This window comes from Caulobacter endophyticus, from assembly GCF_003116815.1.
Classification (GTDB): Bacteria; Pseudomonadota; Alphaproteobacteria; order Caulobacterales; family Caulobacteraceae; genus Caulobacter; species Caulobacter endophyticus.
The window spans coordinates 1-20,020 of the sequence record NZ_QDKQ01000030.1 but is presented as its reverse complement, the minus strand read 5'-3'; the positions used below and the strand labels follow the sequence as shown (position 1 = coordinate 20,020).

General features: G+C 69.5%; 19 protein-coding genes. 5 read left to right on the top strand and 14 right to left on the bottom strand.

Annotated elements, in window-relative coordinates; all coding sequences use genetic code 11:
• Positions 1-65 precede the first annotated feature (65 nt).
• Together argF and DDF67_RS07005 are read left to right on the top strand one after the other, a co-directional pair.
• Positions 66-1,001, top strand: coding sequence for an ornithine carbamoyltransferase (gene argF, locus DDF67_RS07010; RefSeq protein WP_109100192.1), 936 nt, complete (start codon positions 66-68; stop codon positions 999-1,001).
• Positions 980-1,240, top strand: a complete 261-nt coding sequence (locus tag DDF67_RS07005) for a DUF2164 domain-containing protein (protein ID WP_233247567.1) — start codon at positions 980-982, stop codon at positions 1,238-1,240. Before argF ends, DDF67_RS07005 begins: the two co-directional genes overlap by 22 nt.
• 138 nt (positions 1,241-1,378) lie before the next feature.
• On the opposite strand, the gene rnr is transcribed toward DDF67_RS07005, so the two are convergent.
• From rnr to plsY, 8 genes are all read right to left on the bottom strand, one after another.
• Complete coding sequence (gene rnr, locus DDF67_RS07000; RefSeq protein WP_408608594.1) at positions 1,379-3,667, bottom strand: ribonuclease R; 2,289 nt, start codon at positions 3,665-3,667, stop codon at positions 1,379-1,381.
• A 107-nt stretch (positions 3,668-3,774) separates the two neighbouring features.
• Positions 3,775-4,173, bottom strand: coding sequence for a hypothetical protein (locus DDF67_RS06995; RefSeq protein ID WP_109100190.1), 399 nt, complete (start codon positions 4,171-4,173; stop codon positions 3,775-3,777).
• Between the two features lie 12 nt (positions 4,174-4,185).
• Positions 4,186-4,560 carry a hypothetical protein gene (locus tag DDF67_RS06990; RefSeq protein ID WP_109100189.1) on the bottom strand — a complete coding sequence of 125 codons (375 nt, stop codon included), beginning with the start codon at positions 4,558-4,560 and terminating at the stop codon, positions 4,186-4,188.
• Between the two features lie 32 nt (positions 4,561-4,592).
• Positions 4,593-7,268, bottom strand: a complete 2,676-nt coding sequence (topA, locus tag DDF67_RS06985) for a type I DNA topoisomerase (protein WP_109100188.1) — start codon at positions 7,266-7,268, stop codon at positions 4,593-4,595.
• A 160-nt stretch (positions 7,269-7,428) separates the two neighbouring features.
• Positions 7,429-7,716, bottom strand: coding sequence for a helix-turn-helix domain-containing protein (locus DDF67_RS06980; protein ID WP_109100187.1), 288 nt, complete (start codon positions 7,714-7,716; stop codon positions 7,429-7,431).
• 40 nt (positions 7,717-7,756) lie between these two features.
• Positions 7,757-8,041: a BrnT family toxin gene (locus tag DDF67_RS06975; RefSeq protein ID WP_199229178.1), complete on the bottom strand. Its 285-nt coding sequence runs from the start codon at positions 8,039-8,041 to the stop codon at positions 7,757-7,759.
• Positions 8,042-8,059: 18 nt separating this feature from the next.
• The gene (gene dprA / locus DDF67_RS06970; protein WP_109100185.1) at positions 8,060-9,163 is read right to left on the bottom strand and encodes a DNA-processing protein DprA; all 1,104 of its coding nucleotides are present in this window, start codon (positions 9,161-9,163) and stop codon (positions 8,060-8,062) included.
• On the bottom strand, positions 9,163-9,810 hold the full coding sequence (gene plsY, locus DDF67_RS06965) for a glycerol-3-phosphate 1-O-acyltransferase PlsY (RefSeq protein ID WP_109100184.1): 648 nt from the start codon (positions 9,808-9,810) through the stop codon (positions 9,163-9,165). The genes dprA and plsY overlap by 1 nt, the downstream gene beginning before the upstream one ends.
• A 154-nt stretch (positions 9,811-9,964) precedes the next feature.
• Here plsY and DDF67_RS06960 point away from each other — a divergent pair, with 154 nt between their 5' ends.
• Positions 9,965-10,522: a hypothetical protein gene (locus DDF67_RS06960; RefSeq protein ID WP_146197971.1), complete on the top strand. Its 558-nt coding sequence runs from the start codon at positions 9,965-9,967 to the stop codon at positions 10,520-10,522.
• A 34-nt stretch (positions 10,523-10,556) separates the two neighbouring features.
• Here DDF67_RS06960 and DDF67_RS06955 read toward each other — a convergent pair whose 3' ends face one another.
• The 4 genes from DDF67_RS06955 to ruvX form a co-directional block, all read right to left on the bottom strand.
• A complete protein-coding gene (locus DDF67_RS06955; protein ID WP_109100182.1) occupies positions 10,557-11,438 on the bottom strand; it encodes a hypothetical protein in 882 nt (293 codons plus the stop codon).
• Between the two features lie 61 nt (positions 11,439-11,499).
• Positions 11,500-12,801, bottom strand: a complete 1,302-nt coding sequence (gene pyrC / locus DDF67_RS06950; RefSeq protein ID WP_109100181.1) for a dihydroorotase — start codon at positions 12,799-12,801, stop codon at positions 11,500-11,502.
• Positions 12,798-13,793: an aspartate carbamoyltransferase catalytic subunit gene (locus DDF67_RS06945; RefSeq protein ID WP_109100180.1), complete on the bottom strand. Its 996-nt coding sequence runs from the start codon at positions 13,791-13,793 to the stop codon at positions 12,798-12,800. Before DDF67_RS06945 ends, pyrC begins: the two co-directional genes overlap by 4 nt.
• 45 nt (positions 13,794-13,838) lie before the next feature.
• Positions 13,839-14,321, bottom strand: a complete 483-nt coding sequence (ruvX, locus tag DDF67_RS06940; RefSeq protein WP_109100179.1) for a Holliday junction resolvase RuvX — start codon at positions 14,319-14,321, stop codon at positions 13,839-13,841.
• 151 nt (positions 14,322-14,472) lie between these two features.
• Between ruvX and gatC the strand changes: the two genes are divergently transcribed.
• Both gatC and gatA read left to right on the top strand, forming a co-directional pair.
• Positions 14,473-14,760 carry an Asp-tRNA(Asn)/Glu-tRNA(Gln) amidotransferase subunit GatC gene (gene gatC / locus DDF67_RS06935; RefSeq protein ID WP_109100178.1) on the top strand — a complete coding sequence of 96 codons (288 nt, stop codon included), beginning with the start codon at positions 14,473-14,475 and terminating at the stop codon, positions 14,758-14,760.
• A complete protein-coding gene (gatA, locus tag DDF67_RS06930; RefSeq protein ID WP_109100177.1) occupies positions 14,760-16,232 on the top strand; it encodes an Asp-tRNA(Asn)/Glu-tRNA(Gln) amidotransferase subunit GatA in 1,473 nt (490 codons plus the stop codon). The genes gatC and gatA overlap by 1 nt, the downstream gene beginning before the upstream one ends.
• 85 nt (positions 16,233-16,317) lie before the next feature.
• On the opposite strand, the gene DDF67_RS06925 is transcribed toward gatA, so the two are convergent.
• Positions 16,318-16,920, bottom strand: a complete 603-nt coding sequence (locus DDF67_RS06925; protein ID WP_109100176.1) for a hypothetical protein — start codon at positions 16,918-16,920, stop codon at positions 16,318-16,320.
• Between the two features lie 1,153 nt (positions 16,921-18,073).
• Positions 18,074-19,846, bottom strand: coding sequence for a gamma-glutamyltransferase (gene ggt, locus DDF67_RS06920; RefSeq protein ID WP_109100175.1), 1,773 nt, complete (start codon positions 19,844-19,846; stop codon positions 18,074-18,076).
• Positions 19,847-20,020 lie beyond the last annotated feature (174 nt).

Below are 20,020 nucleotides of genomic sequence, written 5' to 3'. Positions count from 1 at the left end.
CCCGACGCCTCCGCCTCACCGGCGGGGGCGTCCACTCCAGCCCATTTTCGGAAAGGTGGCCTGAGATGACCGCCCCCCGTCACTTCATCGACCTCTGGAAGCTCGACGGCGCCACGCTGCGCCTGATCCTCGAGGACGCCAAGGCCCGCAAGACCGCCCGCAAGGGCTGGCCGCAGGGCCGCATCGACGCCGACGCGCCCGCCAAGGACCGCGTGCTGTCGATGATCTTCCAGAAGAACTCGACCCGCACCCGCTTCTCGTTCGACGCGGCCATGCGCCAGCTGGGCGGCGACGCCATCATCTCCACGGCCTCCGACATGCAGCTGGGCCGCGGCGAGACCATCGAGGACACCGCCAAGGTGCTGTCGCGCATGGTCGACGCGGTGATGATCCGCGCCAACGTCCACGCCGACGTCGAGCGTTTCGCCCAGGTCTCCACCGTGCCGGTGATCAACGGCCTGACCGACAAGAGCCACCCGTGCCAGATCATGGCCGACCTGCTGACGATCGAAGAGCATCGCGGCGACGTGGGCGGCAAGACCATCGCCTGGGTGGGCGACGGCAACAACGTCTGCTCCAGCTTCATCCACGCCGCCCCGCTGCTGGGCTTCAAGCTGAGGATCGCCTGCCCGGCGGTCTATCACGCCGACCTGCACGACCTGGCCCGCGCCGCCGGCCTGAACGGCGACGTGACCATGAGCGAGGACCCCAAAGAAGCCGTGCGCGGCGCCGACGTGGTCGTGGCCGACACCTGGGTCTCGATGGGCGACACCGACCATGACGAGCGCCTGAAGGCCTTCGAGCCCTATCAGGTCGACGACGCCCTGATGGACCTGGCCAAGCCCGACGGCGTGTTCCTGCACTGCCTTCCCGCGCACCGCGGCGAAGAAGTCACCGACGCCGTCCTCGACGGCCCGCGCTCGCTGGTCTGGGACGAGGCCGAAAACCGCATCCACGCCCAGAAGTCGGTCCTGGCCTGGTGCTTCGGGGCCATCGGCTGACCATGGCCCGCATCGAGCTCGACAAGGATGTGCGCGAGGCTGCCCTGCGCAAGCTGACGCTCTACATGCGCGACGAGCTCGATCGCCCGGTCAGCGGGCTGGAAGCGGGCTTCCTGCTCGACTTCATCGGCGAAACCCTGGGCCCGGCGTTCTTCAACCAGGGCGTCCGCGACGCCCAGACGCTGATCCTGCAGAAGCTGGAAGACGTGGTCTACGAGATCGAGAAGCCGGTCGGCTAAAAATCCTCCCCCTGGAGGGGGAGGTGGCCCGAAGGGCCGGAGGGGGAAGAGGCTTCGGCCTCTCACCCCGCTCCGAATTCAGCAGATACATCCCTCTCCGTCGGCTGCGCCGACACCTCCCCCTTCAGGGGGAGGATCTTACCGCCGCTTCCCCCGCCGCACGCCCTTGGGCAGGCCGCCGCGCGGCTTGACCGCCGCCTGCCGCCGCGCGCCCAGGCGCGGTCTTGGCAGTTTCGGATCGGCCGGCAGCGGGTCGGTCAGCATCTCGAACAGCAGGCCGCCGGTCACCGGCGTGGCCTCGCGCAGCCGCACCTCGACCGAGAGGCCAAGCGGCCAGCGCTTGCCGGTGCGCTCGCCGACCAGCGAGTGCAGCTTCTCGTCGTGGACGAAGTATTCCTCGCCGAGGTTGGAGATCGGCACCAGGCCGTCGGCGCCGGTCTCGTCCAGCTTGATGAACAGGCCAAAGCGGGTGACGCCGGTGATGCGGCCGCTGAAGGTGGCGCCCACCCGGTCGGCCAGGAACGAGGCGATGTAGCGGTCGGTGGCGTCGCGCTCGGCGGCCATGGCCCGGCGCTCGGCGTGGGTGATGACCTCGGCGGTGTCCTTGATCCGCGCGATGTCCTGGTCGGTCAGCCCGTCGTCGCCCAGGCCCAGCGCCCGGATCAGGCCGCGGTGCACGATCAGGTCGGCATAGCGCCGGATCGGGCTGGTGAAGTGGGCGTACTTGGCCAGGTTCAGGCCGAAGTGGCCGATGTTGTCGCTGGAATAGTGGGCCTGCATCTGGGTGCGCAGCACCACCTCGTTGATGATCGCCGCGTGCGGGCTCTCGCGGGTGTCTTCCAGCAGCTTGTTGAAGCGCGCGGTCTGCGGGGCCTCGCCCTTGTTCCAGCGGATCTCCAGGGTCTGCAGGAATTCGGCGAGGTTCTGCACCTTCTCCAGGCTCGGCGTGTCGTGCACGCGGTAGATCAGCGGCGAGCGCTTGGCCTCCAGGCTCTCGGCGGCCGAGACGTTGGCCTGGATCATCATCTCCTCGATCAGCTTGTGGGCCTCGAGGCTGGCGCGGCGGGTGATCGAGGCGATCTCGCCGTCCTTGGTGATGACGATGCGGCGCTCGTCGCTTTCAATGGCCAGCGGCGAGCGCTGCTCACGGCCCTTGCCCATCAGGCGGAAAGCCTCCCACAGGGGCTTCAGGATCGCGTCCAGCAGGGGCGGAGCCTTGTCGGGGTCCTGGCCTGCAGGCGGAGGCGTGCCGTCGATGGCGGCCTGGGCCTGCTCGTACGAAAGCTTGGCGGCGCTGCGCATCAGGCCGCGCACGAAGCGGTGGCTGGTCTTGCGGCCGTTCCTGTCGAACACCATCCGCACGGCCAGGGTGGCGCGGTTCTCGCCTTCGCGCAGAGAACACAGGCCGTTCGACAGGGTCTCGGGCAGCATCGGCTCCACCCGGTCGGGGAAGTAGACGCTGTTGCCCTTGTCGCGGGCGTCGCGGTCCAGGGCCGAGCCCGGGCGGACATAGGCGGCGACGTCGGCGATGGCCACCCAGACCACCCAGCCGCCCTTGTTGTTCTCGCTGTCGTCGGGATGGGCGTAGACGGCGTCGTCGTGGTCGCGGGCGTCCACCGGGTCGATGGTCACGAACGGCAGGTCGCGCAGGTCCTCGCGGCCCTCCAGCGTCGGCTCCCTGGCCGCCTTGGCCTCCTGCTCGGCCTCGTCGGAGAAGCCGGTCGGGATGCCGTGGCTATGGATGGCGATCAGCGAGGCGGCGCGCGGATCCTCCTCGTTGCCCACGGTCTCGAGCACGCGGCACGGCTTGGGGCCGTAGCGGCTGGCATGGCCGCTCTGCTGCACGACCACCAGGTCGCCGTCCTTCAGGTCGGACACGCCCGGCTGGGAGACGTCGAGGACGAAGCTTTCCTTGGACTTGCGGTCGACCGGCTCGACGCGGATCTCGCGGCGCTGCTTGCGCACCACGCCCAGCACCTTGTGGGCGCTCTGGCCCAGGCGCTTGATCAGGCGGGCCTCGTACTCGCCGCTCTCCAGCTTCTCGAACCGCACCAGCAGGCGGTCGCCCAGGCCCGGAGCGCCAGCGGCGGCCTCGCGGCGATCGGGCGCCAGGCGCACCATCGGGACGTCCTCGTCGGCCTTGGTCAGCTTGACGAAGAGGTCGCCGTCGGCGTCACGCTCGATCACGTCAGCCACGCCGACAGGAGGCAGGGCGCCGGCCTCGGCGAAGCCGCGGCGGCCGCGCTTGCCCAGTTGGCCCTGCGCCTCCATCTCGCGGATCATCTCGCGCAGGGCGCGGCGATCGGCGCCCTTCAGGCCGAAGTGGCGGGCGATATCGGCCTTGGCGGCCTCGCCGGCGTCGCGCAGGAACGCCAGCAGCGTCTCCTTGTCTGGCAGGCCCGCGGGCGGGCGAGCCTTCGAAGCCATCTTCGGGCGCGAGATCTTGGGAGAGGCGGTCTTGGGGAGGCGAGGTTTGGCCATTGCTTCCCTCTAAGCCGTTTCAGCTCCGAGGGGAACGGGCTGGCGCGGCGAAGCTACAGGCAGGCGATCTGTCGGACGGTCGCCTGGCGCCGGGTCAGCCGCCCGGCCTGGTCGGCGGCCCAATCGATGCGCAGGGCCTCCGTGCAGGGAAAGCCGGCGATGTCCCGCGTCGCGCTGCGCTCGCTCCGGTTCACCCTGAAGCTGTTCCTACCCAGCCATTTCAGGAGCTCAGGTTCGGGCGCGCCCGTATGAAACCTGGCCTCAAACCGCACGGCCGAGGCCGGCTGGTCCCATTTGGCGTCACGTAGCAGGGCTGGCCGGCGCTCCGCCGTCATCACCCAGAAGAGCCCTAGCAGTAACTGCCAGTTGAAGATCAGCAGCACGACCACGATCGTGCTGGCCGCCCAAGCAAGGGTCGAACGAACAGCCTTGCGGTCTTCCGGGCTGCTCACGCGACGATCGTCCTAGTAGAGGTCCTCGATCCGCTGCGGCGTCTGCTGGGCGGACGGAACCTCGGGCTTCTTCTCGGCCGGCGGCGGGGTCACGGGCGCGACCGGGGCCTGGACCACCGGCGGGGTCTCGGGAGCGACCTCCTCGGGCGCTTCCTCGACCGGCTTGGGTGCAGGCGGGGGAGGCGGCGGGGCGACCTCGACCGGGGCCGGGGTCGCGTCCTTGACCGGCACGCCCGACACCTCGGCCAGCGGCGCGGTCGAGACCGCGTCGGCCGGCTTGCCGGTGTCCAGCGCGCCGCGCAGGCCCAGCACGAAGCCCACGACGCTGACCGCCGACAGCAGGACCACCACCAGCGGCAGCGGCAAAGGACGTTCGAGCGTGGTCATGGCGATAGTCTACTCTCCCCGTCCGTCGCTCGTCACGCCTCGGTCTTGGCCTTGGCCGGCGCCTTCTTGGCGGCTGGCTTCTTGGCCGCCGTGGTCTTGGCGGCGGCCTTTTTCGGCTTGGCCTCGGCGGCGTCGCCCTCGGCTTTCGTGGCCTTCGCCTTGGCGGGCGCCTTCTTCGGCGCGGCGGCCTTCTTGGCCGGCTTCTTGCCGCCGCCCTTGGCGACGCGCTCGGCCAGCAGGGTCACGGCCTCGGCCAGGGTCAGGGCCGCCGGATCGGCGCCCTTGGGCACGTTGGCGTTGGTGTCGCCGTGCTTGATGTACGGGCCGAAGCGCCCCGACAGCACCCGCACGGGCTTGCCGTCCTCGGGGTGATTGCCCAGCTCGGCCAGGGCCGCGGCGGCCGCGCGCTGCGGACGCCCGCCTCCGGCCCGCTTGTCGGCCAGTATGGCGACGGCGCGGTTGAGACCGACGTCGAACACCTCGTCGGCGTTCTCCAGGTTGGCGTAGGTGCCGTCGTGCAGCACGAACGGACCAAAGCGCCCCAGGCCCGCCGTGATCGGCTTGCCGTCGTCGGGGTGCATGCCGACCTCGCGGGGCAGGCTCAGCAGGCGCAGGGCCTTCTCCAGGTCCAGCGCCGCCGGCGTCCAGCCCTTGGGCAGGGACGAGCGCTTGGGCTTCTCGCCTTCCGCCGCCACTTCCTCGACATAGGGGCCGAAGCGACCGTTCTTCAGCCACACGGCGCGGCCGGTGGCGGGGTTGATCCCCAGTTCCTTGTCTGCGCTTTCGGCCTCGCCGTCGCCCTCGGCCACGCCCAGCTGGCGGGTATAGCGGCATTCCGGATAGTTTGAGCAGCCGATGAAGGCGCCGAACTTGCCCGTCTTCAGCGACAGCATGCCCGAGCCGCAGGTCGGGCACAGGCGCGGGTTGGAGCCGTCGCCCTTGTCGGGGAAGATGTGCGGGCCCAGGGCGTCGTTCAGCGCGTCGAGCACGTTGGTGGTGCGCAGCTCGGCGATCTCGCCGACGGCGGCGTGGAAGTCCTTCCAGAACTCGCGCAGGAATTCCTTCCAGTCGAGCTGGCCGTCCGAGACCAGGTCGAGGCGCTCTTCCAGCGAGGCGGTGAAGTCGTACTCCACGTAGCGGCGGAAGAACTGCTCCAGGAATGCAGTGACCAGGCGGCCCTTGTCTTCGGGAATGAAGCGCTGCTTTTCCATCCGCACATATTCGCGGTCGCGCAGCACGGTCAGCACCGAGGCGTAGGTCGACGGGCGGCCGATGCCCAGCTCTTCCATCTTCTTGACGAGGCTGGCTTCGGAATAGCGCGGAGGCGGTTCGGTGAAGTGCTGGTCGGCGCGGGCCTCGATGACCTTGGCGGCGGCGCCCTCGACAATGGCCGGCAGGCGGGCGCTGTCTTCGCCTTCCTCGTCGTCGCGGCCTTCCTCGTAGACGGCCAGATAGCCGGGGAACAGCACCACCTGGCCGGTGGCGCGCAGGCCGGTGCGGCCGTCGTGGCTTTCCAGGTCGACGGTGGTGCGCTCGATGCGGGCGCTTTCCATCTGCGAGGCGATGGTGCGCTTCCAGATCAGCTCGTACAGGCGCCCCAGGTCCGGATCCAGGCGCAGCGAGCCGGGGTTGCGGCGCATGCTGGTCGGGCGGATGGCTTCGTGGGCCTCCTGGGCGTTCTTGGCCTTCGACTTGTAGATGCGCGGGGCGTCCGGCACGTAGTCCTTGCCGTAGACATTGCCGATCACGTCGCGGGCGTCGGCGATGCCTTCCGGCGCGATCGAGACGCCGTCGGTACGCATGTAGGTGATCAGGCCGACGGTCTCGCCGCCGATGTCGATGCCTTCATACAGCTTCTGGGCGGCCTGCATGGTGCGCTGGGCCGAGAAGCCCAGCTTGCGGGCGGCTTCCTGCTGCAGGGTCGAGGTGGTGAAGGGCGGGGCGGGCGAACGCTTGCCCGGCTTCTTCTCGACGGCCTCGACCTTGAAGGTCGCCGCCTGCACGGCGGCCTTGGCGGCAAGCGCCGAGGTCTCGTTGCCGAGGTCGAACTTGGTGAGCTTCTTGCCGTCGTGCTTGACCAGGCGCGCCAGGAACGGATCGCTGCCGGCCGAGACGTCGGCGTCGACGGTCCAGTATTCCTGGGTCTTGAAGCGCTCGATCTCGATCTCGCGGTCGACGACCAGGCGCAGGGCCACCGACTGCACGCGGCCAGCCGAGCGCGAACCCGGAAGCTTCCGCCACAGCACCGGCGAGAGCGTGAAGCCGACCAGATAGTCGAGGGCGCGGCGGGCGAGATAGGCCTCGACCAGCTCCATGTCGAGGTCGCGCGGGGCCCTCATGGCCTCGGTCACGGCGGCCTTGGTGATGGCGTTGAAGGTGACGCGCTGGATCTGCTTGTCCTTCAGCGCCTTCTTCTTGTTCAGCACCTCGAGCACGTGCCAGCTGATCGCTTCCCCTTCGCGATCCGGGTCGGTGGCGAGGATCAGGCGGTCGGCCCCCTTCAGCGCATCGACGATGTCGGAAATGCGCTTGGACGACTTGGCGTCGACCTCCCAGCTCATGGCGAAGTCGTTATCGGGCTCGACCGAGCCGTCCTTGCTGGGCAGATCGCGGATGTGCCCGTAGGAGGCCAGAACCGTGTAGTCGGACCCGAGGTACTTGTTGATGGTCTTGGCCTTGGCCGGGCTCTCGACGACGACGACGTTCATTACGACTCTGGGCTAGGGGAGGTGGATCGCCTTCCGGGCGAACCAGGGGGCGAGCGCCGGAAAGTGGGGGCGAGCCTATGACAATGTCAACGGCGGCTGTGCGAACCTTCGCAATTGCCGGACATTCGCCTGTCGGCCTCTCTCTTTAGAGAGAGGGGTGTCACGCCGCTTGACCGTTGATCAGCCGCCGCACGGTTTCCGGGTCGGCCACGATGGCCTTCAGCAGCGCGCGGGCAGGGGCGTCGGGAGTCGTGCGCTCCTGTTCCCAGTCGCGAACCGTGGCCAGGGGAAGCTGGTATGCGGCGGCGAACTCGGCCTGTGTCATGAACAGCTTGGTCCGGATGCCCTTGATCAGATTGACCCGCTTGGCGCGCGCTAGCTGCTCCTTGGTCATCGGCTGGGCGTCGGGATCGGACAGGGCCGCGGCCATGACCTCTTCGTCGGTCATCGTCCGTAGCCGCGCCCAATCGGTGTTTCCCTTGGGCGGGTTAGGATTTGCCGCGGAAATAACGATCCGCTTCGTGCCGGGTGGCGGTGCGGGCCGAGATGATCCGGTAGTGGCTTTCTTCATGAGCGATGGTCACCACGAACAAGAGGTCCAGCGAGCTTAGGCCGATGATCTGCAGCCGCTCTTCGTCGTACTCGAAACGGTCGTCGATTTCCTCGATGCGATACTCGTCCAGGATCGCGAAGCAGGCGTCCTCGAAGCTCACGCCGTGCTTGGCGAAATTGATGCGCGCCTTTTCGATGTCCCAGTCGAAAGTGATTTCCATGGTACGGATATCCAGTACCTAAGGCAATCCACCCGCCACCATCCCGCCCGGCAGCAGTTCGGCCCGGTCGGCCAGGGCCAGTTCCACTAGCGCGGCCATCACCGCCGAGGTCGGGGCCTTGGTCGCGCGCACCAGTTCGTCGCGCGAGACGGGCGTGGGCGAGAGCAGGGCGGCCAGGCGTTCGCGCAGGGCGTCGTGGTCCAGGTCGTCGGCCGCCTCCTCCGGGTCCCAGGCCTGCTCGCGCTCGCGCATCGACGGGCTGGCCGACAGCGAGCGCAGCACGTCCTCGACGCCCTCGCACAGGATCGCGCCCTGGCGGATCAGGTCGTTGGGGCCCCTGGCGCGGGGATCCAGCGGCGAGCCGGGCACGGCGAAGACGTCGCGGCCCTGCTCGGCGGCAAGGCGCGCGGTGATCAGCGAGCCCGACTTCAGCTCGGCTTCTACCACGACCACGCCCAGCGACAGGCCAGAGATGATGCGGTTGCGGCGGGGGAAGTCCTTGGCCTGGGCGCGGCGCAGCGGGGCGCTTTCGCTGACGATGCAGCCGCGCTCGGCGATGCGGGCGTGCAGGGATGCGTGCTCGGGCGGATAGATGTCGGCGATGCCGCCGCCCAGCACGGCGACGGTGCCGGTGGCCAGCGAGCCCTCGTGCGCCGCGCCGTCGACGCCGCGCGCCAGGCCCGAGACCACGACATGGCCGTGCTGGCCCAGTTCCGCGGCCAGCTGCCGGGCGAAGCGCTGGCCGGCGGCCGAGGCGATGCGGGCGCCGACGATGGCGATACTGGCCTGCGGCAGGAGCTCGTAGTGGCCCAGCGCCCAGATCACCGGCGGCGGCGGATCCAGCGTGGCCAGGCGGTGCGGGAAGTCGGGCTCGCAGGCGCAGATCAGGCGGGCGCCCAGTCTGGCGCCGTCGTCCAGTTCGCGCTGGATCTCGTCGGTCGGAGGCGGCCTCAGCGGGGCTGCGCGGCCCGCCCGACGGGCCAGGTCGGGCAGGGCCTGGAGGGCGCGTTCGGGCGAGCCGAACCTCTGCAAAAGATGGTCGAAGGCGACGGGGCCGACCGTCTCGGTGCGCGCCAGGCGAAGCCAGGCCAGGCGTTCCTGATCCGAGAGGGCCCGCGTCATCAGGCTTCGGGAGGCGGCCCTTCGGCCGTCTTCTTCTTGCCGATCTTCGGCTCCTCGCCCTTCAGCAGGCGGGCGATGTTGTCCTTGTGGCGGATGTAGATCAGCACGGCCATGAACAGGCACAGGCCCAGGATGGGGTAGGGGCGGTCAGTGGCCAGGGCGAAGGGCGCGGCCAGGGCGGCGGCGGTCAGGGCGGCCAGCGAGCTGATGCGGAAGAGGGCGGCCATGGCCAGCCAGGTCGCCGCCGCCAGCAGGCCCACGGGCCAGGCGGCCGCCAGCAGCACGCCGTAGAAGGTGGCCACGCCCTTGCCGCCGTTGAACTTCAGCCAGACTGGGAAGATGTGGCCGGCGAAGGCCGCGCCGCCAGCCAAGGCCACGACCAGCGGATTGCCGTGGCTGAGCAGGTGGGCCAGGCCCACCGCGACCGCGCCCTTGCCGCCGTCGCCCAGCAGGGTGATGGCCGCCAGGTCCTTGCGGCCCGAGCGCAGCACGTTGGTCGCGCCGATATTGCCCGAGCCGATCTTGCGGATGTCGCCGGCCCCGCCCAGGCGCGTGGCGATCAGGCCGAACGGGATGGAGCCCAGCAGGTAGCCCCCGATCACGGCGATCGCGAGGGTCAGATAGGCGACGGGGGCGAGGCTTTCCAAGAAATGCTACCTTTGCGCGAGCGAAACATGGCCAAGCTCGACCGTGGTGGCAAGCCTGTTTTCGCCTCTTATAGCCGCTTCGCGCGCCGGTTCATGCTTCCGTTTGAGAAGTTCGACTTGGGCGGCCGCGCCGGCCTGGCCTATGGAAGGGGCCATGAAGGATCCGCGCTACGCTCGTCTGATTCCCATCCTCGTCGCCGCCGTGCTCGGCGTCGGCGCCGCCCTGGCCCTCGCTCACTTCGTGGGCAAGCCGGGGGCGACCGACAAGCCTGCGCCCGCGGCCCCGGCCAAGGTCGCGCCGCCCAGGCCGGTGCAGCCGCAGGCCCAGCCGGCCGCCCCGACCGTCTTCCTGCTGTCGATCCAGGGCATCGCGCTGGGGGCCAACGACTATGTCGACGCCTTCGGTCTCAAGCTGTCGGGCGCCAAGGTCGCGAAGGTCTGCCGCGTCCCGGCCGGCTGGTCGGTGACGCCGGCGCGCAGCCGGGGAGGCCTCGACGGCCAGGCCTCGGTCGGCGCGGCCTTCCTCGACCGCGACCACATCGGCGACCTGCGCGGCCTGGCCCTGGTCGAGATCGTCGCCGGCGATCCTGCGACCGTCGGCGTGTCGGGCACGGCCCAGGTCGGCGTCTATGGCGACATGGGCGAGGCTCGCCAGATCAAGCTGGACCACGCCCGCGTCGCTCTGGTTCCGACCGAAGGCTGCCCGTCCTAGCGGACCTCAGCCCTCGGCGGGAAAGCGCTCCCTCCTATGGGACCTTGGCGCGCGTCAGGCCGACCATCGCGCCCAGCATGTCCTCCAGCCCGATCCGGGCCTGTTCGCGCTTGGCGTCCCAGGTCTTGGGGTCGCTGTAGCGGGCCGGGCGCGAGAAATCGACGGGCACGTCGATCGTCGTACCCGGGCGGCCGGCGACCTTGCCGGCGACCTTGGCGCGATCGGGATACTTTTCCAGGGTCTCGCCGATCTCCTCCAGGCCGCCGCGGCAGAGGTCGGGATCGGCGTCGCGCACCTTGGCGGTCAACCGCTCCTGCTGCGCGGCGGCCGTCAGCGCGGTGACGAGCGCCTTGCGCTCCAGGGCTAGGCCCGCCTGCATGAAGGGCGCAGACGCCTCCATAATCCGGTCGCGCTGAGCGACGGGCGCCGTAGCGTCGGCGCATCGCACGCCATCGACCTTGATGATCGCCTGCAGATAGAGCAGCTGCGACAGGGCGGCCATGCGCAGGCCCTTGCCGGCTTCGGCGTAGTCGGGGTTCTTCAGCGCGGCCCGTTCGTACGAGGCGGCCATGTCCGACAATGTGCGCACGTACATGAAGACCACGTTGTAGCCGCCGCCGCGATAAACCTGATAGCGCTCCCAGTCGGCCATCCTGTTAGCCGCGTCGAGGCTGGGGACGCCGTTGATCGCCGTGACGAGGCGACCCCAGTCGCGCGCGGCCAGGGCGGCGTCCAGTTCCGCCCGGTCGTCGGGCAATTGTACGCCGGGCTGATTGAGGATCGTGTCGCCCAGCTGCTTGCGCTCGGCTTCGATCGCCGGGCTGGGCTTGGGCGGCGTGAACGACGCGGCCTGGGCGGCAGAAGTCGCGAGCGCCGCCCCGATGGCGGCGCCCAGAAGTGTCAGGTCGAGTCGCATGAGTGTTGCCCCGTTACTTCCGGCAACCTATGCGGTCTCGATCTCGCGATCCAGGGGCGTCTCACCCCTCGGCGCGGTGCACCACGCGGCCGTCGACCACCGTCATCAGCACCTGGCCCTGCAGCCTGCGGCCGTCGAACGGCGAGTTCTTCGACTTCGACAGCAGGCGGGCCGCATCGACGATGATCGGCGCGTCCAGGTCGCACAGAACGAGGTCGGCCGGGGCGCCGGGCGCGATGCGGCCGGTCTGCAGGCCAAGCAGGGACGCCGGCGCCAGGGTGACGGCGCGGATCAGGTCGATCAGCGGCAGGCGCTCGTCGTGATAGAGGCCCAGCAGCGCCGGCAGCAGCGTTTCCAGGCCGACGGCGCCGGGCGCTGCCTGGTCGAACGGCAGGCGCTTGTCCTCGGCCGGGGCCGGGGCGTGGGCGCTGACGACGATGTCGATCAGGCCGTCGGCGAGCGCCTCGATAAGGGCCTGTCGATCATCCTCGCCGCGCAGGGGCGGGGTCAGCTTGGCGAAGCTGCGGTAGTCGCCGATGTCCAGCTCGTTGAAGCACAGGTGGTTGATCGACACGCTGGCGTGGATCCGCAGGCCCTTCTTCTTGGCCCGGCCCAGCGTCTCCAGCGCCTGGGCGCTGGTCAGCTGGTCGACCAGCAGGCGCCCCCCCGTGGCTTCCAGCAGGGCGACGTCGCGCTCCAGCATGATCCGCTCGGCCATCGGCGAGATCGACGGCAGGCCCATCCGCGCGGCGAACTCGCCGCCGGTGGCCGCGCCGCCCTTGGCCAGCCACGGGTCGAGCGGGCGGTGGGCCAGGATGGTGTCGAAGCCCTTGGCGTAGGAGAGCAGGCGCTGGAACACCTTGCTGTCGGCGATCGGCTTGTCGGCGTCGGTGACATAGACGCAGCCGGCCTCGCGCATCAGGCCGATCTCGGCCATCTCCTCGCCGCGCAGGCCCTTGGTGGCCGCGCCGGCGCAGAGGATGCGGGCGGCGTCGATGTCGCGCGCGCGGCGCAGCAGGAAGTCGACGGTGCTGGGATCATCGACCGCCGGATCGGTGTCGGGCTGGACGACGAAGCTGGTGACGCCGCCGGCCGCGGCCGCGCGGGCGGCGCTGGCCAGGGTTTCCTTGGTCTCCGCGCCCGGCTCGCCGGTCTTGACCCGCAGGTCGATCAGGCCCGGGGCCAGCATGGCGCCGCCGCAGTCGACGACTCGCACGCCCTTGCTGAGCTTGCCGAACTCGCGGCCCTTGGCCACGTCGGCAATGACGCCTTCGGAAACGATGACGCCGCCGGGGCCGTCATAGCCGCTCTCGGGATCGACCAGGCGCGCGTTGACGAAGGCGAGCGGCTGGGGCGCGGTCATCGGCCTTCCTCCTCGAGACGGTGGGCGAGGGCGGCGAGCACGGCCATGCGGGCGGCGACGCCCATCTCGACCTGGTCCTGGATCAGGCTGACGGCCGGATCGTCGGCCACGTCGCTGTCGATCTCCACGCCCCGGTTCATCGGGCCCGGATGCATGACCCTGGCCCCCGGAGCGGCGCGCGACAGCTTCTCGCGATCAAGGCCATAGAAGCGGAAATATTCGCGGGTCGAGGGCACGAAGCCGCCCTGCATCCGCTCCAGCTGCAGGCGCAGCATCATCACCACGTCGGCGCCGGCCAGGCCCGACTTCATGTCGTGGTGCACGGTCACGCCCCAGCGCTCGGCCTGGGCCGGCATCAGGGTGGGCGGGCCCACCAGGCGCACGCTGGCGCCCAGGATCTGCAGCAAAGCAACGTTCGAGCGGGCGACGCGGCTGTGCAGCACGTCGCCGCAGATGGCCACGGTCAGGCCCGAGACGCGGCCGAAAGCCCGCCGGATGGAGAGGGCGTCGAGCAGCGCCTGGGTCGGGTGCTCGTGCTGGCCGTCGCCGGCGTTGACGACGCTGCCGCTGACCTTCTGGCTGAGCAGGGACGCCGCGCCCGACGAGGCGTGGCGCACGACCAGCAGGTCGGGCCGCATGGCGTTCAGCGTCACGGCGGTGTCGATCAGGGTCTCGCCCTTGGCCACCGACGAGGTCTTGGGGTTCATGTTGACGACGTCGGCGCCCAGCCGCTTGCCGGCCAGCTCGAACGAGCTCTGGGTGCGGGTGCTGTTCTCGAAGAACAGGTTCATCAGCGTCCGTCCCTTGAGCAGGTCGAGGGACTTGGACGTCTGCCGGTTCAACGCCACGAAGGCGTCGGCCAGGTCCAGAAGGTCGGCCGCCTGTGGCGCGTTGAGATCGCCCGCCGACAGGAAATGGCGCTTGGGGAACGAGAAGAGGCGCTTGCGGATCGTCTCGATCGCCGCGCTCGGATCATGGGCTGAAGCCGTCATGAGCCCGCGTCATAGGCGGCTTTGGGCGGGAAGGGAAGGAGAGTCCTACGGCTCCCCCCTGATCCCCCGCATCCGCTCCAGCGCGCCCTGCAGGATCCAGCCGGCCGCCATCTTGTCCACCACCTCGCCGCGGCGCTTGCGGTTGACGTCGTGCTCGTCGATCAGCACGCGGGTCACCGCCGCCGTCGACAGGCGTTCGTCCCAGAAGGTGATGACGAGGTCGGGTCGCAGGCGCAGCAGGTTGCGGGCGAGCGCCCGGTTGCTCTGGCAGCGCACGCCCTCGGTGCCGTCCATGTTGACCGGCAGGCCCACGACGATGCCGGCGACCTTGCGGTAGTCGATGATGTCGAACAGAGCCGCGGCGTCCTGGGTGAACTTGGTCTTGTGGATCACTGTCAGGGGGCTGGCGACCGTCAGCGTCACGTCGGACACGGCCACGCCGATGGTCTTCTCGCCCGGATCCAGGCCGATGACGGGCTTGTAGTCGGGAATGGCGGCGGCGAATTGTTCGATGTCGAGAACGGGCATGGCGCGGCTTCTACGCCTTTGCGGCGCTTCGCGCGAGGAAAAGCCCGCCGCGCGAGCCGTCGGGCTTGTCAAAGACAAGGCTAGGCGGGTAACCCACCCCTCGACTGTCCGTGAACGCGGGCAAACAACACTACTGCTTGGAGAAGGCCCCATGGCCATCGACGCCGCGACCGTCCGCAAGGTCGCCCGGCTCGCCCGCATCGCCGAACCCGAAGAGCGCATCGAGGCTCTGGCCCAGGAGCTCAACGGGATCATGACGTGGATCGAGCAGCTGGCCGAGGTCGACACCGACGGCGCCGAGCCGCTGACCAGCGTCGTGGCCGCCGGCCTGCCGCTGCGCGACGACGTCGTCACCATGGGCGGCGAACCGCAGGTCGTGACCGGCAACGCGCCCAAGACCGTCTCCAACTTCTTCGTCGTGCCCAAGGTGGTCGAATAATGAGCGCCCTTACCAAGCTCACCCTGAAGGGCGCCATCGACGGCCTGGCCGCCAAGGACTTCACCTCGGTCGAACTGACCCGCGCCCACATCGACGCCATCGAAGGCGCGCGCGGCCTCAACGCCTATATCCTGGAGACCCCGGAGCAGGCGCTGGAGATGGCCGCCGCCTCGGACGAGCGCCGCGCCAAGGGCGAGGCCGGCCCGCTAGACGGCGCGCCGCTGGGCGTGAAGGACCTCTTCTGCACCAAGGGCGTGCGCACCACGGCCTGCTCGAAGATCCTGGAAAACTTCGTCCCGGCCTATGAGTCGACCGTGACGTCGAACCTGTGGCGTGACGGCGCGGTGATGCTGGGCAAGCTGAACCTCGACCAGTTCGCGATGGGCTCGTCGAACGAGACCAGCTACTTCGGCCCGGTCACCAATCCCTGGCGCGCCAAGGACAGCAACAAGGCCCTGACCCCGGGCGGCAGCTCGGGCGGCAGCGCCGCGGCCGTCGCCGCCGACCTGTGCCTGGGCGCCACCGCCACCGACACCGGCGGCTCGATCCGACAGCCGGCCGCCTTCACCGGCACCGTCGGCATCAAGCCGACCTATGGCCGCTGCTCGCGCTGGGGCGTCGTCGCCTTCGCCAGTTCGCTGGACCAGGCCGGCCCGATCGCCAAGACCGTCGAGGACGCGGCCCTGCTGCTGAACTCGATGTCGGGCCACGATGAGAAGGACTCCACCAGCCTCGACGTCGCCACGCCGGACTTCACCCAGTTCGTCGGCAAGTCGGTCAAGGGCCTGCGCATCGGCGTGCCGAAGGAATACCGCGTCGACGGCATGCCGGCCGAGATCCAGAAGCTGTGGGACGACGGCGTCGCCTGGCTGAAGGAAGCCGGCTGCGAGATCGTCGAGATCAGCCTGCCGCACACCAAGTACGCCCTGCCGGCCTACTACATCGTCGCGCCCGCCGAAGCCTCGTCGAACCTCGCCCGCTATGACGGCATGCGCTACGGCCTGCGCGAAGAGGGCGCCAACCTCGCCGAAATCTACGAGAACACCCGCGCGAGCGGCTTCGGCGACGAGGTCAAGCGTCGCATCCTGATCGGCACCTACGTACTCAGCGCCGGCTATTACGACGCCTATTACCTGAAGGCCCTGAAGGTGCGCCGCCGCATCGCCGAGGACTTCGACAACGCCTGGACCAAGGTCGATGCGATCCTCACCCCGACCGCGCCCTCGGCGGCGTTCGGCCTGGGCGAGAATTCGAGCGACCCGATCGCCATGTACCTGAACGACGTCTTCACGGTGACGACCAACCTGGCGGGCCTGCCGGGCCTGTCCCTGCCGGCCGGCCTCGACGCCAACGGCCTGCCGCTGGGTCTGCAGATCATCGGCAAGCCGCTGGACGAGGGCACGGTGTTCTCGGTGGCCGGCGCCATCGAAAAGGCCGCCGGCTTCACGGCCAAGGCCGACAAGTGGTGGTGAACTAGCTTCGGCTAGAACCCAGAAAAAAGGGCGGCTCCAGCGATGGAGCCGCCCTTCGTCATTCCAGGCCCTTATTGGCCGGTCTTTACTGGGGCGTGTTGGGCGTCACGGGCACGACCGGAACCGGAGCGGGCGCCGGCGTCGGGGCCGGGACCGCCAGAGGGGCCGGTTCGGCGACGATCGCGGTAGGCGCGGCGGGCGCCGGGGCGGGCGTCGGGGCCGGAACGGTGGCGCTGACGTTGCTCGACGCCTCTTCGGCCGACGGGGCGCTTTCCACCGGGGCCGGACGGGCGGCGCGGCGAGCGGCGGGGCGCGGTTCGGCGCGAGCGACCTGGGTGCGCGCGGCCGGAGCGGGAGCCGGCGTGGCGGCGGGCGTCATGGCCGCCGGTTCAGGCATCGGGGCCGGGGTCGGCGCCGGAGCCGGCGTGGCCACGGGAGCGGCCTCGGCCACCTGCAGGCTTTCGCCCTGCGAAGCCGGAGCCTGGGCCTGGTTGCTCATGATCCCCCAGGCCAGGGCGCCGACAGCGACCACGGCGACCGGCGCGCCAATCAGCAGCGGCAGGTTGCTCGAAGACTTCTTCTTGCGCGTCGAGGTGCGCGCATAGACCGGAGCTTGCGGAAACAGTGCAGAACCATCGCCCGCATTGGCGATCGCGGGTTCAGGACCATCGAGGTTCAAGGCAGGCATTTGGATCCTCCTCAGCTTATCCTTGTCGGGATAAGTAACGGGAGGTTTCGAACGTGGTTCCTATCGACCCGGAATGGCGCCGTTTCTGCCGGATTCAGGCCGCAATTCTTGTGCCGCTTCCCAAGATCCTCCCCCTGAAGGGGGAGGTGGCCCGAAGGGCCGGAGGGGGAAGGGTCTACTGGGGCCGGGCCGACCACGAGGAACCTCCCCCCGTGGGGGAGGCGGCCGAAGGCCGGTGGGGGGAAGTTGTCAGCTTCCGCGGAATTGGCCGATCCCGCACCAACTCCCCCCACCGATCGCTTCGCGATCGCCTCCCCCACAGGGGGAGGTTCCTGGTTAAGGGGATAGAGCAGCGCGTATCCCCGGCGTTCGGCGAAAAGACCTGAACGCGATCAACCGCTTGCAACTTTCTCATGCGCCTGGATCAGACGCGCTGAAACCCGCCGCATAATCATTGGGTCCCGTCGCAGGGAGAGGGCGCAAGGATCCGGCCCGAAGCGGCGACGTGGATGCGATCGAGCGGGGCTGAAGGAGCGGCGTGAGCCGGGCCTGATGGCTTAAATGAGGATGGGGGACGTAAACCCATCCATCGGGAGCTTGCCTGACTAGGCTCCCGCCCGTCCAAGGGTTCGCGCCGCCATGCACGCCTGGCCGTCAAGAAACGGGGCGCATTGCATGGGGAAGGGGCACAGGGCGGAAGAGGCCCGCGCGCCCCGGCCTGAGGACAAACGATCGCGCGGGGCGTCTATGCTTCGTCGAAACGGTACTTAGAACTCACACATCCGGGCGAAGCCCGGACGCCCCGCGCCCTCTCCACAAGCTCTGCGCAATCGCGCGAGAGGCTGAGAAGCCGTGCGCCCAAGATCCTCCCCCCGAAGGGGGAGGTGGCCCGGAGGGCCGGAGGGGGAAGTCCCTGATGAGATCAGTGCTCCCCCACGCCAGCAATCCCTTCCCCCTCAGTCGCTCCGCGACAGCTCCCCCTTCAGGGGGAGCATCGGGGGCGCCTCCCCTCGTGGGGGAGGCGGCCGCAGGCCGGTGGGGGGCGCTTTCAGCTTTCGAGGCGCCGGAAGGATCTCACCAACTCCCCCCACCGATCGCTGCGCGATCGCCTCCCCCAGAGGGGGAGGTTCCATTGAGGTCCGACGCAGCTTGCTCAATACCCCAGCGCCACCCCGTCCTTGCGCATCTCGGTCGCCGCCGCGTAGCGTCCCGGCCAGCGTTCGATGGCCTGGTAGCCGCCGTAGCCGCCGGCGTCGGTCTTCAGGGTCCAACCGATGGCCTCCAGCGCCTTGCGGGTGGCGGCCGGGACGCCGCTTTCCAGGTCGAGCGCGGCGACGTCCTCGGCGGCGATGCCGGTGGGTTCGGGCGAGCCGCCGTGGTGCCAGCGCGGCGCGTCGCCGGCTTCCTGCACGCCCAGGCCGAAGTCGACCATGTTGCTGATGATCTGGGTCTGGCCCTGGGGCTGCATGTCACCGCCCATGACCCCGAAGCTCAGCCACGGCTCGCCCTGGCGAGTGGCGAAGCCCGGGATGATCGTCTGGAAGGGCCGCTTGCCGGGAGCGTAGACATTGGGATGGCCGTCGGTCAGGGCGAAGAGCTCGCCCCGGTCCTGGAACATGAAGCCCAGGCCGTCGGCCATCAGGCCCGAGCCCATGCCGCGATAGTTCGACTGGATGATCGACACCATCATCCCGTCCTTGTCGGCGGTGGTGAAATAGGTGGTGTCGCCCTTGCTGGGCGCCGTGCCCGGATAGCTTGGCGTCCAGATCTTGTCCGGACGGATCAGCTTGGCGCGCTCCTTGGCGTAGTCCTTGGAGATCAGCCACTCGATCGGCGACTTGTAGAAGTCCTGGTCGGCGTAGAAGCGGGCGCGGTCCTCATAGGCAAGACGCTTGGCCTCGACGGCGTGGTGGATCGCCTGGGCCGACTGAAAGCCCATGCCCGCCACGTCGAACTGCTCGAGGATGTTGAGCATCTGCAAGGTGGCCAGACCCTGCGTGTTGTCGCCCAGGGCGTGGACGTCGACGCCGCGGTAGCCGGTGGTGTGCACGGTGGTCCAGACCGAGCGGTGGGCGGCCAGGTCGGCCTTGGTCATCCAGCCGCCGATGCGCTTGAAATAGGCCTCGATCGTTTCGGCGATCTCGCCCTCGTAGAAGGCCCGACCGCCGCCCTGGGCGATCAGGCGATAGGTGCGGGCCAGGGCCGGGTTCCTGAAGATCTCGCCCTCGGCGGGGGTCTTGCCGTTCGGGGCCCAGACCGTCTTGAAGTTCTCGACCTCTTCGATGCTGGAGGCCGGATTGGTGAAGCGGCGATGGCTGCCGGCCAGGTAGAAGGCGACGTTCTGGGTGATCGGGTGGCCTTCCTGCGCCGTGGCGATCGCCGGTTCGAACAGCTCGGCCCACTTCAGCTTGCCGTAACGCTCGTGCAGGGCGCGCCAGGCGTCGACGGCGCCGGGCACGCTGACGCTGATCGCGCCGTAGGAGGGGATCTTGCCGTCCTTGGCGCGGCCACGGACGGTCTCCAGCGACAGGCCCTTGGGCGAGCGGCCCGAGCCGTTCAGGCCCACCACCTTGCGGGTCTTGGGGTCCCAGAGCAGAACGTAGGCGTCGCCGCCGATGCCGCAGGCGATCGGCTCGCACAGGCCCAGCATGGCGTTGGCCGCTACCGCTGCGTCGGCCGCCGAGCCGCCCTTCTTGAGCACGGCGATGGCGGCCTGGGTCGCCAGCGGGTGGGCGGTGGCGGCGGCGCCGTGAATCCCCCAGGCGGCCGAGCGCGAGGCGAAGGTGGCGCCGTCCACCCGGTCGCCGCCATGGACGTCGGGGCGCTTGCGGTTCGGATTGGGGCCGGTGAGGATCTGCGATTGCGCCAGGGCCTGCCCCGCGAAGGCGGCGGCGGGCAGGGCGGCGAAGAAGGTGCGGCGGCGCATGTCTCAAGGTCCCCACGAAAACGGCGAGTCCGCTTCTAGGGGCGGCAGGCGAGGCAGGCTAGATGTCGAAGCTATGAAGGTTGTTCACCCGGGGCGGTGCTGAGAGGCTGGGGTTGCGAAGCTCCAAACTCTAGCCCGGAGGCCCCGGATGAACGTGCATGAGAATGCGCGGCT